The sequence below is a fragment of the Planomonospora antibiotica genome, assembly GCF_014647955.1.
In the GTDB taxonomy this organism is placed as follows: Bacteria; Actinomycetota; Actinomycetes; order Streptosporangiales; family Streptosporangiaceae; genus Planomonospora; species Planomonospora parontospora.
In genome coordinates this window covers 50305-70263 of sequence record NZ_BMQE01000037.1, presented here as the reverse complement: position 1 = coordinate 70263, position 19959 = coordinate 50305, and the positions used below count along the sequence as shown (strand labels likewise).

At 72.2% G+C, this 19959-nt stretch carries 19 protein-coding genes and 1 pseudogene; 11 read left to right on the top strand and 9 right to left on the bottom strand.

The window, feature by feature from the left end; all coding sequences use genetic code 11:
• Both IEZ06_RS26775 and IEZ06_RS26770 read left to right on the top strand, forming a co-directional pair.
• Nucleotides 1-754 (top strand): annotated as a pseudogene (locus tag IEZ06_RS26775) (lysine 2,3-aminomutase); the annotation flags it as partial.
• 471 nt (nt 755-1225) lie between these two features.
• A complete protein-coding gene (locus IEZ06_RS26770; RefSeq protein WP_189239447.1) occupies nt 1226-1978 on the top strand; it encodes a hypothetical protein in 753 nt (250 codons plus the stop codon).
• Between the two features lie 100 nt (nt 1979-2078).
• Here the strand turns inward: IEZ06_RS26770 and IEZ06_RS26765 are convergent, their stop codons facing one another.
• From IEZ06_RS26765 to IEZ06_RS26750, 4 genes are all read right to left on the bottom strand, one after another.
• Entirely contained in the window at nt 2079-2240 is a 162-nt protein-coding gene (locus tag IEZ06_RS26765; RefSeq protein WP_229798724.1) for a hypothetical protein, read from the bottom strand.
• A 334-nt stretch (nt 2241-2574) separates the two neighbouring features.
• Nucleotides 2575-3099, bottom strand: a complete 525-nt coding sequence (locus tag IEZ06_RS26760; RefSeq protein WP_189239446.1) for a YbhB/YbcL family Raf kinase inhibitor-like protein — start codon at nt 3097-3099, stop codon at nt 2575-2577.
• A 53-nt stretch (nt 3100-3152) separates the two neighbouring features.
• Entirely contained in the window at nt 3153-4001 is an 849-nt protein-coding gene (locus tag IEZ06_RS26755; protein ID WP_189239445.1) for an ABC transporter ATP-binding protein, read from the bottom strand.
• A complete protein-coding gene (locus IEZ06_RS26750) occupies nt 3994-4926 on the bottom strand; it encodes an ABC transporter permease (RefSeq protein ID WP_189239444.1) in 933 nt (310 codons plus the stop codon). The genes IEZ06_RS26755 and IEZ06_RS26750 overlap by 8 nt, the downstream gene beginning before the upstream one ends.
• Nucleotides 4927-5421: 495 nt before the next feature.
• Here IEZ06_RS26750 and IEZ06_RS26745 point away from each other — a divergent pair, with 495 nt between their 5' ends.
• The 5 genes from IEZ06_RS26745 to IEZ06_RS26725 all read left to right on the top strand — a co-directional run bounded on the left by IEZ06_RS26745 (nt 5422) and on the right by IEZ06_RS26725 (nt 11257).
• Nucleotides 5422-7047, top strand: coding sequence for a peptide ABC transporter substrate-binding protein (locus tag IEZ06_RS26745; RefSeq protein WP_189239443.1), 1626 nt, complete (start codon nt 5422-5424; stop codon nt 7045-7047).
• A 266-nt stretch (nt 7048-7313) separates the two neighbouring features.
• Entirely contained in the window at nt 7314-8255 is a 942-nt protein-coding gene (locus IEZ06_RS26740) for an ABC transporter permease (protein ID WP_189239442.1), read from the top strand.
• Nucleotides 8248-9192 (top strand): ABC transporter permease, encoded by a 945-nt coding sequence (locus tag IEZ06_RS26735; RefSeq protein ID WP_189239441.1) that lies wholly within the window; start codon nt 8248-8250, stop codon nt 9190-9192. The genes IEZ06_RS26740 and IEZ06_RS26735 overlap by 8 nt, the downstream gene beginning before the upstream one ends.
• 39 nt (nt 9193-9231) lie before the next feature.
• On the top strand, nt 9232-10257 hold the full coding sequence (locus IEZ06_RS26730) for an ABC transporter ATP-binding protein (RefSeq protein ID WP_189239450.1): 1026 nt from the start codon (nt 9232-9234) through the stop codon (nt 10255-10257).
• Complete coding sequence (locus IEZ06_RS26725; protein WP_189239440.1) at nt 10241-11257, top strand: ABC transporter ATP-binding protein; 1017 nt, start codon at nt 10241-10243, stop codon at nt 11255-11257. The genes IEZ06_RS26730 and IEZ06_RS26725 overlap by 17 nt, the downstream gene beginning before the upstream one ends.
• Before the next feature lie 137 nt (nt 11258-11394).
• Here the strand turns inward: IEZ06_RS26725 and IEZ06_RS26720 are convergent, their stop codons facing one another.
• The 3 genes from IEZ06_RS26720 to IEZ06_RS26710 all read right to left on the bottom strand — a co-directional run bounded on the left by IEZ06_RS26720 (nt 11395) and on the right by IEZ06_RS26710 (nt 14283).
• Nucleotides 11395-11691, bottom strand: coding sequence for a hypothetical protein (locus tag IEZ06_RS26720; RefSeq protein WP_189239439.1), 297 nt, complete (start codon nt 11689-11691; stop codon nt 11395-11397).
• Nucleotides 11692-12058: 367 nt separating this feature from the next.
• Nucleotides 12059-13231 carry a S8 family serine peptidase gene (locus IEZ06_RS37310; protein WP_189239438.1) on the bottom strand — a complete coding sequence of 391 codons (1173 nt, stop codon included), beginning with the start codon at nt 13229-13231 and terminating at the stop codon, nt 12059-12061.
• Nucleotides 13232-13476: 245 nt separating this feature from the next.
• A complete protein-coding gene (locus IEZ06_RS26710) occupies nt 13477-14283 on the bottom strand; it encodes an SAM hydrolase/SAM-dependent halogenase family protein (protein ID WP_189239437.1) in 807 nt (268 codons plus the stop codon).
• A gap of 117 nt (nt 14284-14400) precedes the next feature.
• Between IEZ06_RS26710 and IEZ06_RS26705 the strand changes: the two genes are divergently transcribed.
• The 3 genes from IEZ06_RS26705 to IEZ06_RS26695 all read left to right on the top strand — a co-directional run bounded on the left by IEZ06_RS26705 (nt 14401) and on the right by IEZ06_RS26695 (nt 16383).
• The gene (locus tag IEZ06_RS26705) at nt 14401-14727 is read left to right on the top strand and encodes a DUF3263 domain-containing protein (protein ID WP_189239436.1); all 327 of its coding nucleotides are present in this window, start codon (nt 14401-14403) and stop codon (nt 14725-14727) included.
• A gap of 150 nt (nt 14728-14877) precedes the next feature.
• Complete coding sequence (otsB, locus tag IEZ06_RS26700; protein ID WP_189239435.1) at nt 14878-15648, top strand: trehalose-phosphatase; 771 nt, start codon at nt 14878-14880, stop codon at nt 15646-15648.
• A gap of 105 nt (nt 15649-15753) precedes the next feature.
• Nucleotides 15754-16383, top strand: coding sequence for a hypothetical protein (locus IEZ06_RS26695; RefSeq protein ID WP_189239434.1), 630 nt, complete (start codon nt 15754-15756; stop codon nt 16381-16383).
• Nucleotides 16384-16443: 60 nt separating this feature from the next.
• Here IEZ06_RS26695 and IEZ06_RS26690 read toward each other — a convergent pair whose 3' ends face one another.
• Together IEZ06_RS26690 and IEZ06_RS26685 are read right to left on the bottom strand one after the other, a co-directional pair.
• Entirely contained in the window at nt 16444-17673 is a 1230-nt protein-coding gene (locus IEZ06_RS26690) for an MFS transporter (protein WP_189239433.1), read from the bottom strand.
• A 42-nt stretch (nt 17674-17715) separates the two neighbouring features.
• Nucleotides 17716-19161 carry an alpha,alpha-trehalose-phosphate synthase (UDP-forming) gene (locus tag IEZ06_RS26685; RefSeq protein ID WP_189239432.1) on the bottom strand — a complete coding sequence of 482 codons (1446 nt, stop codon included), beginning with the start codon at nt 19159-19161 and terminating at the stop codon, nt 17716-17718.
• 156 nt (nt 19162-19317) lie between these two features.
• Here IEZ06_RS26685 and IEZ06_RS26680 point away from each other — a divergent pair, with 156 nt between their 5' ends.
• A complete protein-coding gene (locus tag IEZ06_RS26680) occupies nt 19318-19875 on the top strand; it encodes an RNA polymerase sigma factor (RefSeq protein ID WP_189239431.1) in 558 nt (185 codons plus the stop codon).
• Nucleotides 19876-19959: the final 84 nt, after the last annotated feature.

Here is a 19959-nt window from a genome sequence, read left to right as displayed (position 1 = left end):
CAGCGTGCTGCTGACCGGCGGCGACCCCATGATCATGGGTGAGGCGGTGCTCCGCCGCTACCTGGAGCCGCTGCTGGAGGTCGAGCAGCTGGAGTCCGTCCGGATCGGCACCAAGTCCCTGGCCTACTGGCCGCAGCGGTTCGTCTCGGACCCGGACGCCGACGACACCCTCAAGCTGTTCGCCTCCGTGGTGGACGCGGGCAAGAACCTCGCCTTCATGGCCCATTTCTCCCACCCCCGGGAGATGGACTCCCCGCTGGTGGAGGCGGCGGTGGCAGGGATCCTCGGCACGGGGGCGGTGATCCGCACCCAGGCGCCGCTGATCCGCACCGTCAACGACGATGCGGCCGTCTGGTCGTCGATGTGGCGGCGGCAGCACGTGATGGGCATGGTGCCGTACTACATGTTCGTCGAGCGGGACACCGGGCCGCAGGACTATTTCGCGGTGCCGCTCGCGCGGGCCCACGAGATCTTCCGGGACGCGTACGCGGACGTCTCGGGGCTGTGCCGTACCGTGCGGGGCCCGTCGATGTCGGCCACGCCCGGCAAGGTCTGCGTCGACGGCGTCGCGGAGGTCGCCGGGCGGAAGGTCTTCGTGCTCCACCTCATCCAGGCGCGTGATCCCGGGCTGGTGGGCAGGCCGTTCTTCGCCGAGTACGACCCCGAGGCGGTGTGGCTCACCGACCTCCGGCCGGCCTTCGCCGACCGCTTCCCCTTCGAACCGGCCGGGGCCGGGGCGCGGTCGTCCGCCTGATCGCCTCCGGTCAAGAGGTCGTCCGCTTGATCGCCTCCGGTCAAGCCGTTCCCCGGTGACGGGAAAGTCCGGGGCCGCGGTTCGCCGGAGCCGTTTTCCCGCTTCTTTCCCCGCGGTTTGTCCCGCGATCGGGAAGCCCCTTCCCGGCTTCCGGGATTTTTCCGGCGTACAGGAACCAAGACGTTCTCCTTCGTGGGGACATTTCCGTTTTCGTGGCCTCGTGGGATGGGCTCCCGGGCCCTCCCGCGCAGGCGGGGAGCCCTCCCGGCCCTTGCTTCAACAGGTGCTCTGGTCATCGTAAACAGGCCGGAACGCCCGACGCGGCGGTGATAGAAATTCGCAGGACAGCTTCCGGTCGGTGCACCCCCTGTAATCCTCTCAAACCGCGCCACCGGCGAAAACGGAGTCTTGGGGCCCGCATTCTCTGAAATGTCAGAGGAAGCGGGCTGATCACGAGCTGGGAAGGCAATCATGAAGCGAGTCATCAAGACGGCCGTGGCCGTTGCGGCGCTGGGGCTGGCGGCGGCGATCTGCACGCCCGCCCAGGCGCAGTCGATCCCCTCCCTCGGCGGTCAGGACGCGACCGAGACCGTCTCCATGGCGATCCGGGGGCTCGCCGGCGGCCTCACCGGCGGGCGGCTGGACGGCCTGGCGGGCGGTCAGGGTCTGGAGGGCCTGACCGGTGGACAGGGCGCCCCGCCGGTCACCGACGGAGTGTTCGGGAAGGCCTCGGCCGCCGTCGAGCGGCTGCTGGGCGTCCCCGCCGAGCAGCTGACCCAGGGGGCCGGCCCGCTGCGGGGCGTCACCGGTGAGGCGGGGCCGCTGGCCGGGACCACCGACAGCGCCGGGCACCTCGTCGGCGCCACGAACGGGCTGACCCATTCCGGGGCGCGCTCGGTGGAGAACGTCCAGGGGACCGTGGAGGGCGCCGAGGGCCTCACCCACCAGCGGCCCCGGGTCGAGGGCCTGGTGGACGGCCTGAACCAGGCGGTCCCGCAGGGAGCCGAGCGGGCGGGCACCGTCGCCCCGCTCGTCGGCGGCCTGGCCCCGGCCGAGGCCGGCCCGCTCGTGGGCGCGGTCGAGCCGGTCACCCGCTCGGCCTCCATCGACGAACTCTCGCCGCTGCTGGGCAACCGCAGCGCGCAGAGCGGCGAGGCGGCCGCCGGGACGCTCGACTCGGTGACCGGCGTGGTCCGGGGCGTCACGGAGAACCTCACCCGGTAGCCGTTTTCCGGACGCTCCGTACGGAGGTCCGGGCACACGTGCGAAGAGACCGGCCGGTGCGCACCGGCCGGTCTCTTCGGGTGCCCGGCCGGGGGACCGCTCAGTCGCCGGGGGTCCGGACGGACGTGCGGCGGGCGATCTGGGCCTGGAGCCTGGCCATCTGCCAGTGCAGCTCGATGAGCTGCTGGGTGAGCTGAAGATGGGGAATCTCGGACGGATCTTCTGCGGCCAGGTGGTCGATCGCGGTCGACAGCTCTCGCATCGCGTGCCCCCACTCCATCATCTTCCAGCGGCTTCTCGATTTTTCGCTCGGTAGGAGAACCGCTCACCTGCCGAGGTCCTGCTGTCCGGAGCGGTCAGGGCTCGGCCGTCGCCCACCTCAGTGGAGGGAAGCGAGAAGCCGCTCCCTTGGGGGAGTGGAGGAGTCACGACGGCTTCCTAGGTAGAATCCGTTGCTCGAACCAGCGTTCGAATCATAACCGAACATCGGCCCCGGTGTCAGTCGATCGCCTCACGACTCGCCGTGCGGCGGCGCCGGCGCGACGGGGCCGCAGGCGGACCAGTCGCACCGGCGCCGCCGGAGGCGGCGGCCGTGCTCAGCCCACCTCGTAGACGGGCGCCAGGTAGCCGCGGGCCAGGGTGTTGGCGGTGATGTTGAAGCCGATCACGGCCGGCGGGGCGTCGGCGTCCACGCCGAGCTTCTCCACGCCCAGGGCGTGGACGGCGAACAGGTAGCGGTGCGGGTGGCCGGGCGGCGGGGCGGCGCCGCCGTACTCCTTGGTGCTGTAGTCGTTGCGGCCGTGCAGGCCGAAGCGGGTGTCGGCGGTGCCCGCGCCCCGGGGCAGCTCGGTGACGTCGGCGGGGATGTCGTACAGCAGCCAGTGCCAGAACCCGCTGCCGGTGGGGGCGTCGGGGTCGAAGCAGGTGACCGCGTAGCTCCGGGTGCCCTCCGGGGCGCCCGACCAGCGCAGGTGCGGCGAGACGTTGCCGCCGGACATGCCCCAGCCGTCGAAGACGTGGACGTCGGACAGGGTCTCGCCGTCGCGGACGTCGCCGCTCTCTACGGTCAGCGCGGGGACGGGCGGCAGGAAGTCGTACGGGACGGGTGGCCGTGGGGACACCGTTCACCTCCGGTAGGGGCGTCGTTTCGGACGCTCCTCATCCTGCCCGGTCGTCAGCCCTTGTTGTAGGCGGCGAGCACGGTCTTCGGGTCGCCGTCCATCTTGATCTTGCCTTTGTGCAGCCAGATGACCCGGTTGCAGGTCTCCTCGATCACGTCGAGGTTGTGCGCGACCAGGAAGACCGTGCCGGCCTCCTCCCGCATCTTCTTGATGCGCTCCTGGCTCTTGCGCTTGAAGTCGCGGTCGCCGGTGGCCAGGGCCTCGTCGATGAGCAGCACGTCGTGGGCCTTGGCGGAGGCGATGGCGAAGCGGAGCCGGGCGCCCATGCCGGAGGAGTAGGTCGACATGGGGAACTGCACGAACTCCCCGATGCCGGAGAAGTCGACGATGTCGTCGTACTTCTCCCTGACCTGCTGGGGGTTGAGCCCCATCGCGTAGCAGCCGAGCACGATGTTGCGCTCGCCGGTGAGCTCGCGCATCAGGGCGGCGTTGACGCCGAGCAGGGAGGGCTGGCCGTCGGTGTAGACCGCGCCGGAGTGCGGGGGGAGCAGGCCGGCGATGGCGCGCAGCAGGGTGGACTTGCCGGAGCCGTTGCGGCCGACGATGCCGATGGCGTCGCCGTGGTAGGCGACGAAGGAGACGCCGCGGACGGCGTGCACCTCCTTCGTCTGGGGGCGGCCCTGGCGCTTGAGGAGGCGCATCAGGGCGTTGGCCGCGTTGCCCTTCTCCGCCTCGGTGGCGGCGCCGTACACCCGGTAGATGATGTGCAGGTCGTCGACGACGACCGTGGGGGTGCGGCTCACCTGCGGGGGCTCCGGGTCGGGGTGCACCCGGACGTCCGCACGGGGGGTGCCGGGTTCCTCGGCCTTCACTCGGGACAGCTCCTCGGTCGACTCAGCCACGGCCGTACTTCTCCTCGGCTCGCCAGAAGTACCAGAAGCCACCGATCAGGGCGAACAGCGCCCAGAATACGCAGACGATCCAAATGTGCGACGGCCCCTCATAGGACCGCATGAGCAGGTCGCGCATGAGCTCGATGTAGGCGGCGGCGGGGTTGAGGTACATCGCGTCCGCGATCCACTGCGGCAGCCCGGCGCTGACCACGCGCTGCTCGATGGCGAAGAACACCCCGGAGGTGTAGAGCCAGGTGCGCATGATGAAGGGCAGGAGCTGGTTCAGGTCGCGGGCGGTGGCGCCCACCCGGGCCAGGACCAGGCTGGCGCCGACGTTGAACATCGTCTGCAGCAGCAGGGCGACCGGGACGAGCAGCCAGAGCCACGTGGGCGCCTCACCGGTGAGGGGCACCAGCACGACCAGCACGCCCATGGAGATCAGCAGCTGCTGGAACTCCTGGATCGTGTAGGCGAACGGGAGCGCCGCGCGGGGGAAGTGCAGGGCGCGGATCAGCGAGAGGTTGCCGGAGATCGACTTGGCGCCGCCGCTCACCGCGCGCTGGGTGTAGGTGAAGACGAACATCCCGGTGATCAGGAATGCCGTGTAGTTCTCGATGTCGCCCTTCGCCCCGAGGATCAGGCCGAACATCAGCCAGTAGATCGCGGCGTTGAGCAGCGGGGTGAGGACCTGCCAGAGCTGGCCCAGGGCGGAGTTGCTGTACTTCGAGACGTTGCGCGAGGTCGCGTACGTCATGACGAAGTGTCGCCGCTCCCACAGCTGTCGCAGGTAGGCGGGCAGGCTCGGGCGTGCGATGGCACGCCGAAGACCGTGGCGCGCGGCGAGCTCGGCCAGCGGCTCCTGCCCCTTGGCGGGGGTGCCGTCACTAGGGCCGCCCGCCTGGGCGTCCGCGATGGCGGATTCCGGCTGGCTCATGGCAAGGACTCTATTGGATGGTGGTGGATGACATGCCTGCGGCGGTGGCCCGCCGCACATTGGACGGGAGCTTCGGCCGGGAGGTTCCCTGCGGATTGGGTGGATTCTTCCGGGAGTAAGGCCCCTGCCCCCATGCCAACGGTAGCCCAGGTGCCGCCGGGCACGGACCCCAGCGTGAGCACCTCCTCCGCGAAGGTATCTTGACGGGGCCATTCCTGTGCCACATATGCATTAATGTCTCTTTTGTGTGCATGTGGGAGTCTACGTCACGCGGAGCAGTCGCCGTGTGACGCCTGGCGACGTGCGTGTGACCGAACTGCAACACCACGGAGACGACCCGGTGTGGGGCGGTGCGGAATAGTCGCGTCCGACTGGTGTGGCGTCAGTGCGTTGGCCGGGTCAGCGGGGGCCGAGGTGCGCGCATCCTCCGCCTGGCTGCCCCGGGCATCGGAGCTCAGTGTCGACGCCCACCTGTAAAGGGAGGATTTACCACAAATGCGTGTCACCAAGGGCGCGAAGATCATCGCCGGTACCGTGCTGCTCGCGCTGGGGCTCGCCGCATGTGGCAGCGGGACCTCCGCGGACGGGGTCGCCGGGGCCGACCAACCCGTGCGCATGAAGATCGGCGAGCCGCAGAAGCTGTTCTACCCCGCCGACACCACCGAGGCCGAGGGCGCCGAGGTGATGGGGGCGATCTTCGCTCCGCTCGTGAAGTACGACGAGAACAAGCAGGTCATCGACTTCGTCGCGGACTCGATCTCGTCGACCGACAACAAGGTCTGGACGATCAAGATCGAGCCGGGGTTCACCTGGCACAACGGCGAGAAGCTGGTCGCGCAGAACTACGTGGACGCGTGGAACTACGCGGCCAACCAGGAGAACGCGCAGGGCGGCAACTACTTCTTCGCCCGCATCCTGGGCTACGACGACCTGAACCCGGGTGAGGGCAAGACCCCCGTGACCACGGAGATGAAGGGTCTGCGGGTCATCGACAACGAGACCTTCCGGGTCACCCTCAGCCAGCCCTTCTCCCAGTTCAGGACGATGCTCGGGTACACCGTGTTCTACCCGCTGCCCAAGGCCGCCTTCGGCGACGACGGGAAGATCACCGAGGCGTACGCCAGGCAGCCGATCGGCCAGGGCTACTTCAAGATGGACAAGCCCTACAACAAGGGCACCGACCAGACGATCGAGCTGACGCGCTACGAGTACTTCCCCGAGGTGAAGCCGAAGTTCGAGAAGCTGCAGTTCAGGATCTACACCAGCGCCGAGACGGCCTGGAACGACCTGCAGGGCGGCACGCTCGACATCCTGGAGCAGCTGCCGCCGTCGGCGATCTCGACCGCCAAGGAGCTCGGCGACCGCTACATCGACCAGGCCGACGCCGGCGTGGGCTACGTGGGCTTCCCGATCATGGCCAACAAGGCGTACGAGAACCCGCAGATCCGCCAGGCCATCTCGATGGCCATCGACCGCAAGACCATCACCCAGACGGTCTTCTCCGGCACGCGCGCCCCGGCCGACGACTTCATCAACCCGCTGCTGGACGGCTACCGCCCCGGCGCCTGCACGGCCTGCGCCTACGACCCGGCCCAGGCCAAGCGGCTGTACGACGAGGCCGGCGGGCCGAAGCAGCTGGAGCTCGCCTCCAACATGGACGGCGGGCACAAGGAGTGGATCGAGGCGGTCGCCAACAACCTCCGCTCCAACCTGGGCATCGAGGTCACGGTCCGGCCGTTCGAGAAGCTCCAGCAGATCCTCGACGAGCTGGACACCAAGAAGTACGGCGGCATGTACCGGATGGGCTGGAGCATCGACTACCCGTCCGCGGAGAACTACCTGACCCCGATGTTCTCCACCGGCTCCATCAAGACCGGTTCGAACTTCTCCGGCTACTCCAACACCCAGTTCGACGAGCTCGTGGCCAAGGGCGACACCGCCACCAGCCAGGAGGAGAGCCTGAAGTACTACCAGAAGGCCGACGACCTGCTCCTGCGCGACCTGCCGATGATCCCGATCTTCTTCTACCGGTTGAACGCCGCGTTCTCCGAGCACGTCCGGGGAGTCAAGATCAACCTGATCAACCAGGTCGAGTGGACCACGGTCGAGAGAGCGGCCTAGGACCCGCCGGAAGCGGACCGCACCCGGCCCGACGGCCCCGCCGGTCCCCGCCGGAGCCCACCCGGCTCCGGCGGGGACCGGTCCCCGCCGGGCTCCATCCGGCCCCGACCCGGGCCACCGGGCCCTGACGGGCCCCGGGCGACGCGGCGGCCCGGTGGCCTCCCACGAGGAGGCGCCGGGCGGCCCCGCCCGTTCCCATTGACGAAAGGCCACCCGTGAAGCGCCTCCCCCGCCGGTCGATCCCGGCACGCTCCTAGCCGGATCCGATGGGCCGCTACGTCATCCGGCGCCTGCTCCAGGTCATCCCCGTACTGCTGGGCGCCACGTTCCTCATCTTCTCCGTCGTCTTCGCGCTGCCGGGCGACCCGATCGCGTCGATGGCCGGCGACAAGCGGATGCCGCCGCACATCGTCGCCGAGCTCACCGAGCGGTACCACCTGGACGACCCCTTCCTCGTCCAGTACTGGCACTACCTCTCGGGACTCCTCCGGGGGGACTTCGGCGAGACGTTCGCGGGGGGCGGCGTCTCGGAGATCATCGCCGGCAAGTTCCAGGTCTCGCTGAACCTCGCGCTCACCGCGCTGGTAATGGAGACCGTCATCGGCGTCGGCCTCGGCTTCTACGCGGCGCTGCGCCGGGGCCGGGCCCAGGACACGCTGGTGCTGGCCGCCACCCTGCTGCTGATCTCCGTCCCGACGCTGGTCACCGGCTTCGTGCTCCAGCTCCTGCTCGGCGTCGGGCTCAAGCGGAGCACCGGGATCGACTTCTTCCCCATCTCGGGCGCCTTCGACGGGTGGCGCAGCTACCTGCTGCCGGGCTTCGTGCTCGCCGGGACGTCGATCGCGTACCTGACCCGGCTCACCAGGACCACGCTGGCGGAGACCCTGCGCGCCGACTACGTCCGCACGGCGGTGGCCAAGGGGCTGCCCCGGCGCCGGATCGTCGGGCGGCACGCGCTGCGCAACGCGCTCATCCCCGTGGTCACCTATCTCGGCGCCGACCTCGGCACCCTGATGGGCAGCGCGGTGATCACCGAGACCATCTTCAACCTGCCCGGTCTGGGACAGGAGCTGTTCCGCTCGATCTACGAGCGCCAGCAGCCCGTCGTCGTGGGCATCGTGACACTCCTGGTCCTGGTCTACGTGCTGGCCAACCTGGTCGTCGACCTGCTCTACGCCGTGCTCGACCCGAGGATCCGCTATGAGTAGCGCCGCACCCGCCAAGGGCGCGCCCCCGAAGACCCGGCGCGCCCGGCACGCCAAGTCCTCCGGCCGGAGCGCCCGGACGGCCAGGCCCGCCGGGCTCTGGCGCGACGCCTGGCACGACCTGCGCCGCCGCCCGCTCTTCGCCGTCTCGGCCGTCCTGATCACGCTGATCCTGGTGATGGCGGCGGTGCCCTCGCTGTTCACCTCCGTGGACCCGTACGACGCGGCGGGCTGCGTGCTCGGCGACGCCCGCCAGGGGCCGAGCGCCGCCCACTGGTTCGGCACCGACAACCAGGGCTGCGACACCTACGCCCGGACCGTGTACGGCGCCCGCAACTCGGTGCTGGTGGGACTGGGCACCACCGTGCTCACCGCGCTCGCCGGCGGCCTGCTCGGCCTGGTGGCCGGTTTCCGGGGCGGGTGGCTCGACGCGGTGCTGTCCCGGGTGACCGAGGTGTTCTTCGCCATCCCGTCGGTCCTCGGCGCGCTGCTGATCCTGTCGATCTTCCGGACCGGCACGGTGTGGACGGTCACGCTGGCGCTGGCCGTACTGGCGTGGCCGATGACGTTCCGCATCATGCGGGCGTCGGTGATCACGGCCAGGGGGCAGGACTACGTGGTCGCGGCCCGGGGGCTCGGCGCGTCCGCGGGACGGCTCATGTTCCGGCACATCCTGCCGAACTCGGTCGCCCCGCTGATCGTGGTCTCGACCATCAACCTCGGCGTGTTCATCGCCGCCGAGGCGGGCCTGTCGTTCCTCGGGCTCGGCGTCCAGTCGCCGGACATCACCTGGGGACTGATGATCGCCGACGCCCGGGCGCGCTTCCACGAGGCCGCGGGACCGCTGCTGTTCCCGGCGGCGCTGCTGAGCGTCACGGTGCTGGCCTTCATCATGCTGGGCGACGCGGTGCGCGACGCCCTCGATCCGAAGCTGCGGTAGGGGGAGAGCATGACCGGCATCACGGGCGGTACGCCATCGATGCTGCCCGCCTGGGGCGGCGGCGCCGCGCCGCGCAGCGAGCCGCTGCTGGCGGTCGAGGACCTGCACGTGGAGTTCGCCACCCGGCAGGGCGCCGTGAAGGCGGTCAACGGGGTGGACTACGCGCTGGAGGCGGGCGAGACGCTGGCCGTGCTCGGCGAGTCGGGCTCGGGCAAGTCCGTGACCGCCCAGGCGATCATGGGCATCCTCGACACCCCCCCGGCGCGCGTCACCCGGGGCCGGATCCTCTTCCGGGGCACGGACCTGCTCGGGCTGAGCGAGGAGAACCGGGCGCGGGTCCGGGGGCGCCGGATCGCGATGATCTTCCAGGACGCGCTCTCCGCGCTGAACCCGGTCTTCACCGTGGGATGGCAGATCGGCGAGATGTTCCGGGTGCACCAGGGCGCCTCCCGGCGCGACGCCGAGCGCCGGGCCGTCGAGCTGATGGACCGGGTCCGCATCCCCGGCGCCGCCCGCCGGCTGCACGACTACCCGCACCAGTTCTCCGGCGGCATGCGCCAGCGCATCATGATCGCGATGGCGGTCGCGCTGGAGCCGGAGCTGCTGATCGCCGACGAGCCGACCACCGCGCTCGACGTGACGGTGCAGGCGCAGATCATGGAGCTGCTCGCGGAGATCCAGCGCGAGAGCGGCATGGGGATGATCCTGATCACCCACGACCTCGGCGTGGTCGCCGACGCGGCCGACAAGATCGCCGTCATGTACGGCGGGCGGATCGTCGAGCACGCCCTCGTGCGCGACGCCTACCGGGCCCCGGCCCACCCCTACACCCGGGGCCTGCTGGACTCGATCCCGCGCGTCGACCGCAAGGGACGGGAACTGCACGCCATCACGGGCCTGCCGCCGAACCTGCTGGACATGCCGCCGGGCTGCTCCTTCGCCCCGCGCTGCCCCTACCGGCAGGGGGACTGCGCCGTCGAGGCGCCGCCGCTGCACCGCATCGGCCCGACCCGCGGCAGCGCCTGCCACTACTGGAGGGAGGTCCTCGATGGCAGCCACGGGTGACCCGGTTCTCGAGGTCCGCGACCTGGTCAAGCACTTCCCGGTGACGCAGGGCCTGCTGGCCAGGAGGCAGGTCGGCGCGATCAGGGCCGTGGACGGCGTCTCCTTCGACCTGCGCCGGGGCGAGACGCTCGGCATCGTGGGCGAGTCCGGCTGCGGGAAGTCCACGCTGGCCAGGCTGCTGATGGCGCTGGAGCGGCCGACCTCGGGCTCGGTCCGGGTGGGCGGCCGGGAGATCACCCGGGCGAAGGGCGCCGGGCTCAAGGAGGTCCGCCGCAACATCCAGATGGTGATGCAGGACCCGTACACGTCGCTGAACCCGCGGATGACCGTCGGGGACATCGTCGGCGAGCCGTACGAGATCCACCCGGACGTGCTGCCCAGGGGGCGGCGCCGGCGCAGGGTGCAGGAGCTCCTGGAGATCGTGGGCCTCGACCCGGACCACGCCGACCGCTACCCGCACCAGTTCTCCGGCGGTCAGCGCCAGCGCATCGGCATCGCGCGGGGGCTGGCGCTCCGGCCCGAGATCATCATCTGCGACGAGCCGGTCTCGGCGCTCGACGTGTCGATCCAGGCGCAGGTCGTCAACCTGCTGGGGCGGCTGCAGCGCGAGTTCGGGCTGTCCTACATCTTCATCGCCCACGACCTGTCGGTGGTCCGGCACATCTCCGACCGCGTCGGCGTGATGTACCTCGGCAAGCTGGTCGAGCTCGGCCGGGACGCCGACATCTACGGCCGGCCGGAGCACCCCTACACCCAGGCGCTCCTGTCGGCGGTGCCCGTCCCCGACCCGGACGGGCGCGAGCGGCGCGAGCGGATCATCCTGCAGGGGGACCCGCCCTCCCCGGCGGACCCGCCGTCGGGCTGCCGGTTCCGCACCCGGTGCTGGAAGGCGCAGGACGTCTGCGCCCAGCAGGAGCCGCCGCTCCAGGTACGGCCCGGCGCCTCGCATGAGAGCGCCTGCCATTTCCCCGAGCTCTACCCGGTGCCCCGGCCCTACTGACCCGCGGGGCCGACCCGCAGGGTCAGGGGAGCGCGGTGGGCGCTCCCGCCCCCGGCGGCGGGCGCGGAAGCGCCGCCGGGGTGCGCGGACCACCTGATGTCGCCGGTGGACCGGCCGTGCGGGCGGTCCACCGGGTACTAGCCCTGCGGGCCGTCGCCGCGGTACTCGCCGTACGGACCGTCACCGGGGTAGCCGCCGTCCGGGCCGCCGCCCGGGTACTGCTCGTGCGGAGCCCCGTGCGGGGCCCCTTCGCCGCGGCCCAGGAGGTCGCCGAGGCCGCCGCCGCCCCCCAGGAGCGAGCTGAGCGGACCGTTCTCGCTCAGGATGCGCTCGAGCGGGTTGGGGCTGTCGAAGACGTTCGCGGAGGCCAGGGTGGCCGTGCCGGCGACGGCGATGCCGGCGATGGCGGTGGCCGCGAGAATGCGACGGATCATGGTTGTTCTTCCCCCGAAGATTTTCCGGGCCGGGCACGCGGGATGCGGTCGTGCTGGGCCGATGTGATGCCGAACTGGCGCTTAGCAGTATGGGGACCGGGTCGCCGCCGCAGGAGCGGAACCCCGAAGGGCGATGGCGATGATGGCCGAGCCGTTACCGAGCCGGCCATGGTCGGGGTCGGAAACGGCTCGGATCTTGACCGTCGGGGGAGTGTCCGCTGTACGGCGGGCCCGGCGGGGGCCGGGACACGGCCGGCGACCGGGTGCGGCCGGTCGCGGTGACCGGGGGTGTGGCGGAGGTTCAGGCGGGTCGTGGGCCGGGCGGGCTCACCGGGGACCGGGTGGGCTCATCGGGGACCGGGTGGGCTCATCGGGGGCCGGGGAGGCCGGAGGCGCCGCCGCGGCGGCGCCGGGTCAGCCGGTGGGCGGTCAGGGCGAGGACGAACAGGACCAGCAGGACGCAGACGGCCCGGCGGGAGAGCACCGCGTCGACGAGCGGGCCGGGCGGGGTCCACCGCGGGGCGGAGGCCCGGAGCGGCCGGCGGCGGATCCCGGCCGCCTCCTCCAGCGCCCGGGCCGCGTTGACCACGCCGTGGCCGTAGGCCGGGTCGTGCCCGCCCGCCGGGGCATGGACGGTGCCGCGCTCGACGGCCCGGCGGACCTCGGCCGGACCCAGTTCGGGGAAGGCCGCCCTGACCAGCGCCGCCACCCCGGCGACCAGGGCGGCGGCCGAGCTCGTGCCGTCCCCGACCACGTAGGAGTCCGGCCCGTCGGCGGTGAGGATCCCGCTGCCCGGCGCGACCACGGACAGGTAGTCCTGCCGGTTGGAGAAGGACGTCACGCGCATCCTCTCGTCCACCGCGCCCACCGCGATCACTCCCGGGTAGGCGGCGGGGAAGTTGCGCCGGTTCGGGCCCGCGCCGTCGTTGCCGGAGGAGGCCACCAGCACCGCGCCCCTGCCCAGGGCGTACCGCACCGCCCGCTCCTCGGCCGCGGACCCCTTCCACGACCCTCCGCCGCCGCCCAGGGACATGCTGATCACCCGGGCGCCGCGGTCGGCGGCGTAGCGGATGCCCCGGGCCAGCGCGTCCCGGCCCCGCTCGCGGTCCCGGCCGCGCCGGGGGTCGTCGTTCTCCAGCGCGACCCGGACGGACAGGACCTTCGCGGCGGGGGCGATCCCCGTGACGCCCGGGGAGCGGCCGCCGCCGTGCCCGCGGCCGGCGATGACGCTGGCCATGGCGGTGCCGTGGCGCCCCCACAGCGAACTCCTGCGCGCCGTGCCCGTCAGGTCGGGGCCTTCGACGACCGCGCCCGCGAGGTCGGGGTGGGCGGCGTCGACCCCCGTGTCCAGCACCGCGACGGTCACCCCCGCGCCGCGGGTGGTCCGCCAGGCCTCCCGCGCGTCCAGCGCGGTCAGCGCCCACTGCGGCTCCCGTCGCCCCGGGTGGTCCGGGGAGCCGCCGGCGGAGTCGGCGGGCCAGGCGGACGCGGTGAGGACGGTCACGGCCAGAGCGGCACTGAGCGCGCGTGCAGAGGACACGGCGACCTCGTCAAGGGGGAGGGGAGAAGACGTCAGAGGGGATTCTGACACGTGATCACCGGGTCGGTCCGGTGCTTTCAGTAAACGAGACAATACGGATGGTTATTACCTTTAATCACTCCAGCATCATCCGTAGCGCACCATGCCCTGTATGCGGGATATGGCCGTGCGGGGGCCGGTGCCGGGCTCAGCGGGCCGGCACCGGCCTCATCTGGGTTCAGGAGGCCGGCGCGGATCACCTGGGTTCAGGAGGCCGGTGCGAGTCTCACGTGGGCTCCCGGCGGCAGGCCGAGGCGCTGAGAGGCGTCGCCGGAGTGCACCGCCAGTGCGACCAGCCCGGCCGAGTCGGTGAAGGCGACCAGGTCGCCCGGGGGGACCGCGGCGAACGTCTCGCGGAACGGCACCGCGATCTGCCGCCTGCCGAGCCGGACCGCCAGGACGCTCCCCGCCCGGACGCCCAGGGAGCCCAGATCGCCCGCGCTGATGGAGAGCTGGACGTTCCCGTAGCGGTCCACCGACAGCACCTCGCCCTCCACGGCGTCCTCCCGGAGCAGGGAGGCCGGGGCGGGCAGGGAGACCAGCCTGTCCGGCGGGACCTCCGGCCCGAGCTCGGCCGGGGTGCGGCCGGTCGCCAGGTGGGCGGCCACGGGGGCGAAGACGTCGCGTCCCTGGAACGTCGGCGAGACCCGTTCCAGGAAGAACTCCGCGCGGGCGAGCTGGTGGGCCGTCCGCGCGCCGCCGGCGGCGTGGACCGCCCAGGAGAGCACCCCGTTGTCGGGGCCGAGGAAGACGTGGTCGCCGGCCTCCACCGCCACGGCCCGGCGGGAGCCGCCGACGCCGGGGTCGATGACGGCGACATGTATGCCCGGGGGGAGATAGGGAACCGTCTGTGCCAGGATCGCCGCGCCGCGCCGTACGTCGCCGGAGGGCACGAGGTGGCACACGTCGATGATGCGGATGCCCGGCGCGATCCCGGCGATGACGCCGTGGCACATGGCGACGTAGCCGTCTTCCGTCCCGTAGTCGGTGAGGAGGGTGATGACAGAGGTCACATCAGGTGACTGTACGTCTGACCATCTGCCATGAACAGCCGGAAATTCCCGACTATCCTGGCATCGGGCCGCGTGCGCGCGGTGCGGTCATCGTGCGCCCGACCGAGGAGGACACCAATGGACACTGCGCCGATTCCCGGTGACAGTGCTGCCCAGGACGCCGCTCAGGGCGCCGCCCGGAACCCGGCCGCGCGGGCCCTCACCGAGAGGGAGCGGGAGCTGCTCGCCTTCGAACGCCAGTGGTGGCGTTACGCGGGCGCCAAGGAGCAGGCCATCCGCGAGGCCTTCGACCTGTCCGCCACCCGCTACTACCAGCTGCTCAGCGAGCTCATCGACAGACCCGAGGCCCTCGCCCACGACCCGATGCTGGTCAAGCGCCTGCGCCGGCTCCGCGAGAGCCGCAGGCGCGACCGTGCCGCCCGGAGGCTGGGCTTGCGCCCCTGATCCGCGGGTACGGCACCGGCGGGCCCGCCGGTGCGGGCGTCTTCCGGGAGCTCCCCGGCAGGCAGGGGATCCGACAGGACGGGCACCGAAGCATGATCTTCGACAGGACGGGTGGCGAAGCATGATCTTCGACAGGACGGGTGGCGAAGCATGATCGAAGCACTGGAGGCGATCGTGGCCGACCCCGCCGGAGCGGTGGTCGGCCTCGACTTCGACGGCACGCTCGCACCGATCGTGCCCGACCCGGAGGCGGCCAGGATCCACCCGGCCGGTCCGGAGGCGCTGGCCAGGCTCGGCGGGCTGGTCGGCTCCCTGGTCGTCATCACGGGCCGCCCGGCGGCCACGGCCGTCGAGTACGGCTCCCTGGCCGCAGTGCCCGGCCTGGTCGTGCTCGGCCACTACGGCCTCGAACGCTGGGAGGGCGGCGAGCTGTCCAGCCCGCCGCCCCATCCCGGCCTGATCACGGTCAGAGCCGAGCTGCCCACGCTGGTCGCCGGGATCGCCGGGGTCGGGATCGAGGACAAGGGGCGGGCGGTGGCCGTGCACACCCGGCGGACCGCGTCGCCGCAGGCCGCGTTCGACGCGCTGGCCGGGCCGGTCGCGGAGCTGGCCGCGGAGACGGGCCTGGCGGTCGAGCCGGGCAAGTTCGTGCTGGAGCTCCGGCCGCCGGGGACGGACAAGGGGGTGGCGCTGGGCGACTTCCTGCGGGAGCGCTCGGCGCGCTCGGTGCTGTTCGCCGGGGACGACCTGGGCGACCTGGCGGCCTTCGAGGCCGTACGGACCTGCGGGCTGCCCGGCGTGACGGTGTTCAGCGGGTCGGCCGAACTCAGCGTGGAGGCCGACATCGTGGTGGACGGGCCCGCCGGGGTCGTCGAGCTGCTCGGCTCGATCAGCGACGCGATCGCCGCGCGCCGGCGGTGACCCGGGGCACGACCGGCGGTGATCCGGGGCACGACGAGCCGCGGCCCGGGGCGGGTACAACCGGCCGTCAAGTCGGCGGCAAGTGGCGGCCGATAGCTTGCCGGCATGAGAAAGCGATCTTTCGTCCTCGCCGCGCTGGCCGGCGTCACCGTGCTCGCCGCCCCGGTCACCGCCTCGGCCGCCGCGGAGACCTCGGGGGCCGCGGGGGCCTCGGGTACGGCGACCGCCGCGGAGACGTCGGGGGCGGCGGGCACCCGGACCGTCTCCTTCCGGGGGATGAGGCTGCGGGTCCCCTCCGGCTGGCAGGTGCACCGCCAGGGCGACTGGATGCTGGTGCAGACGGGCCGGTGCGACCGGCCCGCCTACTTCGCCCCCGGCTGCAAGGGCTTCTGGGTGCTCGGCCCGGAGGCGATCAAGTACGGTCGCGAGGGCTTCGGCGCCTACACCGGCGAGCAGCCCTTCTACCCGGCGAGCGACGTGCAGTCCTGTCCCTTCAGCGCCAAGACCGGCCAGGTGATCGGCAAGCCCACCGCGGCCGGCCTGCGCCGGGTCGGGCGCGGGCACAAGGCGAAGTACGTCTCCTGGTTCGGCCGGTGCGTGACGCACCAGGGCGGGCGGCAGACGGCGACCTTCGCCCAGCGGGAGTGGTTCCTGCCCACCTCGAAGATCCTGGTGGTGGACGTGTGGAACACCCCCGGCCTGTCGAACGTGCTGAAGAACGCCACCTGGAGCTGACCGGCCGGGACCGGGGCGCGGCCCTGTCCGCCCCTCGGCCGCCTGCCGGCCCCGCGCCGTCTACCGCCCGCCGGCCAGGATCCCGCCGACGGCCAGGCCGATCAGCACGGGGACCATGAGGAAGGCGCGCTGGGCGCCGAACCCGTCGGCCAGCGCGCCCAGTACGAACGGTCCCGCGCCGATGGCCAGGCCGGAGAAGACCGAGGCCACGGCCGAGGCCCGGTCCAGGAGGCCGCCGGAGGCGGCGAGCACGCGCGAGAGCGCCAGTGGGAAGTGCAGCGAGACGCCGATCCCGGACAGGACCAGGCCCAGGTAGGACACGACGGGGTCCCCGCTCACCCAGAAGATCGCCCAGCCCGCGCCGGTGAGCGCGAGCGCGCCGACGAACAGGGGGGTCGGCGCGATCCGCAGGGCCAGCCAGGCGCCGCCCCAGCGACCGGCGGCCATGCCGGCGGTGAACGCGGTCAGCGCGGTCGCCGCCACCGCCGCCGACAGCCCCGTCTGGTCGGAGACCAGCTTCGCCGCCCACAGGTTGAAGCAGAACTCCATCGCGACGCAGCAGAACAGCACCGCGCCGGCCAGGTAGAACCGCGCGCCGAACCGCTCCCCGGCCGCCGGGGCCGCACCGTCCCCGGCGGCCTCGGCGCGGTCGCGCGCGCCGGACCGTTCTCCGCCCGCCGGGACCGCACCGGCTCCGGCGGTCCCGGCGCGTCCGGCCCCGGGGATCCGGACGCGGCCCATGGCCAGGACGAGCAGGGCGCTCGCGACCGGGGTGGCCAGCAGCGCGGCCCGCCAGCCGAGCGCGCTCTGCGCGGCGAGGCTGACCAGGAACGGCACCGCGATGCCGACGGTCACGCACACCGCGTTGGCCTCGCTGATCGCCGCGGGACCCGCCGGGCCGTGGTGGTCGCTGAGCACGGCCATGCCCGAGTAGAGCATGATCGAGGCCATCCCGCCGGCGACGGCGTACCCGAGGAGGGTGACCGGCAGGACGCCGCCGAACAGCACCAGCAGCACGCCGGCGTTCATCCCGGCCAGGCCGGTCCAGGCGACGGCCGGGCGGCCGATCGCGCGGGTCAGCCGGGGCAGCGCGAGCCCGGTCAGGACGGCGCCCGCCGCCATCGCGGTGCCGTGCAGCCCGGCGACGGCCTGGGTGATCTCCAGGTCGAGGCGGAGCAGCGGCAGGACCGCGCTGAGGCCGTACAGGTAGGTGGCGAAGACGCCGAGCTGGAGGTAGATGAGCCAGGTGGCGCGGTCACGGACCAATCGGACGGACGTGATCGCGGTCACCGATGTTCCCCCAGTGGACGGAAGGCGATTTGCCCACCGAAACTACCTCACCTGATCGGGTGACCAGCCGAGGGCCGCCAGCTGCTCGGCGAACCACAGGTGCGGGGGGAGCGCGGCGGCCGCGGCGGCCAGCCGGGCGCCCCGCCGCCTGCGCTCCTCCTCGGGCATCACCAGGCCCCGGTGCAGGGCCTCGGCCGTGGCAGAGACGTCGTAGGGGTTGATCACCAGGGCGTCCGGGCCCAGCTCGACCGCCGCGCCCGCCTCCCGGGACAGGACCAGCGCACCGGCGGGGGAGAGGATGGGGCCCTCCTTGGCCACCAGGTTCATGCCGTCGCGGATGGGGTTGACCAGGAACACGTCGGCCAGCCGGTAGGCGGCCAGGGAGCGCGGGTAGTCGTCGTTCACGTTGAGGATGAGCGGGTCCCAGTCCTCGGTGGCGTACTCGTCCTCGATCTCCTTGGCGCAGCGCTGCACCGCCGCGGTGTACTCGCGGTACTCGGGCAGGTCGTGCCGGGACGGGTAGGCGAAGGCCAGGTGCACGACGCGGCCGTGCCACTCCGGATGGGCGGCCAGGAACTCGCGGTAGGCGGCCAGCCCCCGGACGATGTTCTTGGACAGCTCGGTCCGGTCGATCCTGACGATCAGCTTCCGGTCGCCGACCTGGTCGCGCAGGGCCGCCATGTGCGACTCGACGTCGGGCTCGCCCGCCCTGGCCCACAGCGCCTCGCCGTCCACGCCCAGCGGGTGCACGCCGATCCGGGTGGTACGGCCGGCGTGGGAGACGGTGTGACCGGCGCGGTCGACCCCGGCGCCGAGGACCGCCTCGCAGCAGTCCATGAACGCACCCGCCCAGCGCGTGGTCAGGAAGCCGGCGTGGTCGGCGCCCAGGACGCCCTCCAGCAGCTCGACGGCGACGTCGTCGGGGAGCAGGGCGAAGTACTCGGGAGGGGCCCACGGGGTGTGCGAGAAGTGCGCGATGCGCAGGTCGGGCCGGTCGACCCGGAGCATCGCCGGGGTCAGGCTGAGGTGGTAGTCCTGGACCAGCACCTGCGCGCCGTGCGCGGCCTCCTCGGCCAGCGCCACGGCGAACGCGGCGTTGTAGGACTGGTAGGACTCCCATTCCCGGCGGAAGCGCGCGTCGAAGTGCGGGGTGTTGGCGGTGTCGTAGAGCAGGTGGTGGACGAACCAGAGGGTGGAGTTGGCCACCGCGTTGTAGGCCCGGTGGAACGTCGCCGGCGGGATGTCCAGCATGCGCAGCGCGCCGGTGTCGTAGCCGGCCTGGTCGATGCGGCCGCCGGGCGCCAGCCGTACGGCGCCGCGGTCGCCGTCGGAGAGCGCGGCGCAGACCCAGAGCATGTCCAGCTCCTTGGCCACCTCGGACAGGCCGGACACCAGCCCGCCGCCGCCCCTGCGCATGCACAGGGAGCCGTCCTCCGAAACGGTGAACGAGACGGGACCACGATTGGACGCCACCAGGATCGTGTTCATCTGTTCTTCCTCGTCTAGGACATGCCCCTTGTCTCCTGCCTACTGCGGACGGCGGCCTGTCGCCCCGCCCCGGGGCACGCTTGCCCCAGAGGTTAACCAAACATTGCCCCCGCCCGTAGGATGTCCAGCGACCGTGATCGCTGATGGGGGCTCGGGATGGCGCTGGACGAGACGACCGAGGCACTGGCCCGCGCGGCCGCCCAGGGCGACCACCGCGCGCTGGGCGAGCTGCTCAAGCGGATCGAGCCCGACGTGCTGCGGCACTGCGGGCGGATCCTGCCCTACCGGCAGGACGCCGAGGAGGCGTGCCAGGACACCCTGCTGGCGGTGGCCCGCAACATCGGCCGCTTCGAGGGCCGGGCCCGGTTCACCACCTGGCTGCACATCGTGACGGCCAACTGCGCCCGGACGACCTACCGCTCGCTGAAGCGCCGGGCGGCCGAGCAGAGCTCCGACGAGCTGCCGCTGCAGAAGCCCGACGTGGCCCGGGTGAGCGTGATCGCCGGCTCCCGGCTGGACCTGCTCGACGTGATGGAGTCACTGGAGGCCGAGAAGCCCGATCTGGCCCAGGCGCTGGTGTTGCGCGACATCTGCCAGCTCGACTACAACGAGGTGGCCGAGCAGCTCGGCATCCCGCTGGGCACCGCCAAGTCCCGCATCCACCAGGCGCGCAAGTACGTCCAGAACGCGCTGGGCGACGCCTACGGCTTCTGACCCGGCCCGGTGCACCCGCTCCGGGTGTCCGCCGGTCGACACATCCCGTCTCGGAAAGTGAGATGGATGGTCGAAGCGGTGAGC

Coding starts and splice junctions, on each gene's coding strand:
- IEZ06_RS26770 (WP_189239447.1), top strand. CDS start 1,226: ATGAAGCGAGTCATCAAGACGGCCGTGGCCGTTGCGGCGCTGGGGCTG.
- IEZ06_RS26765 (WP_229798724.1), bottom strand. CDS start 2,240: ATGCGAGAGCTGTCGACCGCGATCGACCACCTGGCCGCAGAAGATCCG.
- IEZ06_RS26750 (WP_189239444.1), bottom strand. CDS start 4,926: ATGAGCCAGCCGGAATCCGCCATCGCGGACGCCCAGGCGGGCGGCCCT.
- IEZ06_RS26745 (WP_189239443.1), top strand. CDS start 5,422: ATGCGTGTCACCAAGGGCGCGAAGATCATCGCCGGTACCGTGCTGCTC.
- IEZ06_RS26740 (WP_189239442.1), top strand. CDS start 7,314: ATGGGCCGCTACGTCATCCGGCGCCTGCTCCAGGTCATCCCCGTACTG.
- IEZ06_RS26735 (WP_189239441.1), top strand. CDS start 8,248: ATGAGTAGCGCCGCACCCGCCAAGGGCGCGCCCCCGAAGACCCGGCGC.
- IEZ06_RS26730 (WP_189239450.1), top strand. CDS start 9,232: ATGCTGCCCGCCTGGGGCGGCGGCGCCGCGCCGCGCAGCGAGCCGCTG.
- IEZ06_RS26725 (WP_189239440.1), top strand. CDS start 10,241: ATGGCAGCCACGGGTGACCCGGTTCTCGAGGTCCGCGACCTGGTCAAG.
- IEZ06_RS26720 (WP_189239439.1), bottom strand. CDS start 11,691: ATGATCCGTCGCATTCTCGCGGCCACCGCCATCGCCGGCATCGCCGTC.
- IEZ06_RS26705 (WP_189239436.1), top strand. CDS start 14,401: ATGGACACTGCGCCGATTCCCGGTGACAGTGCTGCCCAGGACGCCGCT.
- otsB (WP_189239435.1), top strand. CDS start 14,878: ATGATCGAAGCACTGGAGGCGATCGTGGCCGACCCCGCCGGAGCGGTG.
- IEZ06_RS26695 (WP_189239434.1), top strand. CDS start 15,754: ATGAGAAAGCGATCTTTCGTCCTCGCCGCGCTGGCCGGCGTCACCGTG.
- IEZ06_RS26685 (WP_189239432.1), bottom strand. CDS start 19,161: ATGAACACGATCCTGGTGGCGTCCAATCGTGGTCCCGTCTCGTTCACC.
- IEZ06_RS26680 (WP_189239431.1), top strand. CDS start 19,318: ATGGCGCTGGACGAGACGACCGAGGCACTGGCCCGCGCGGCCGCCCAG.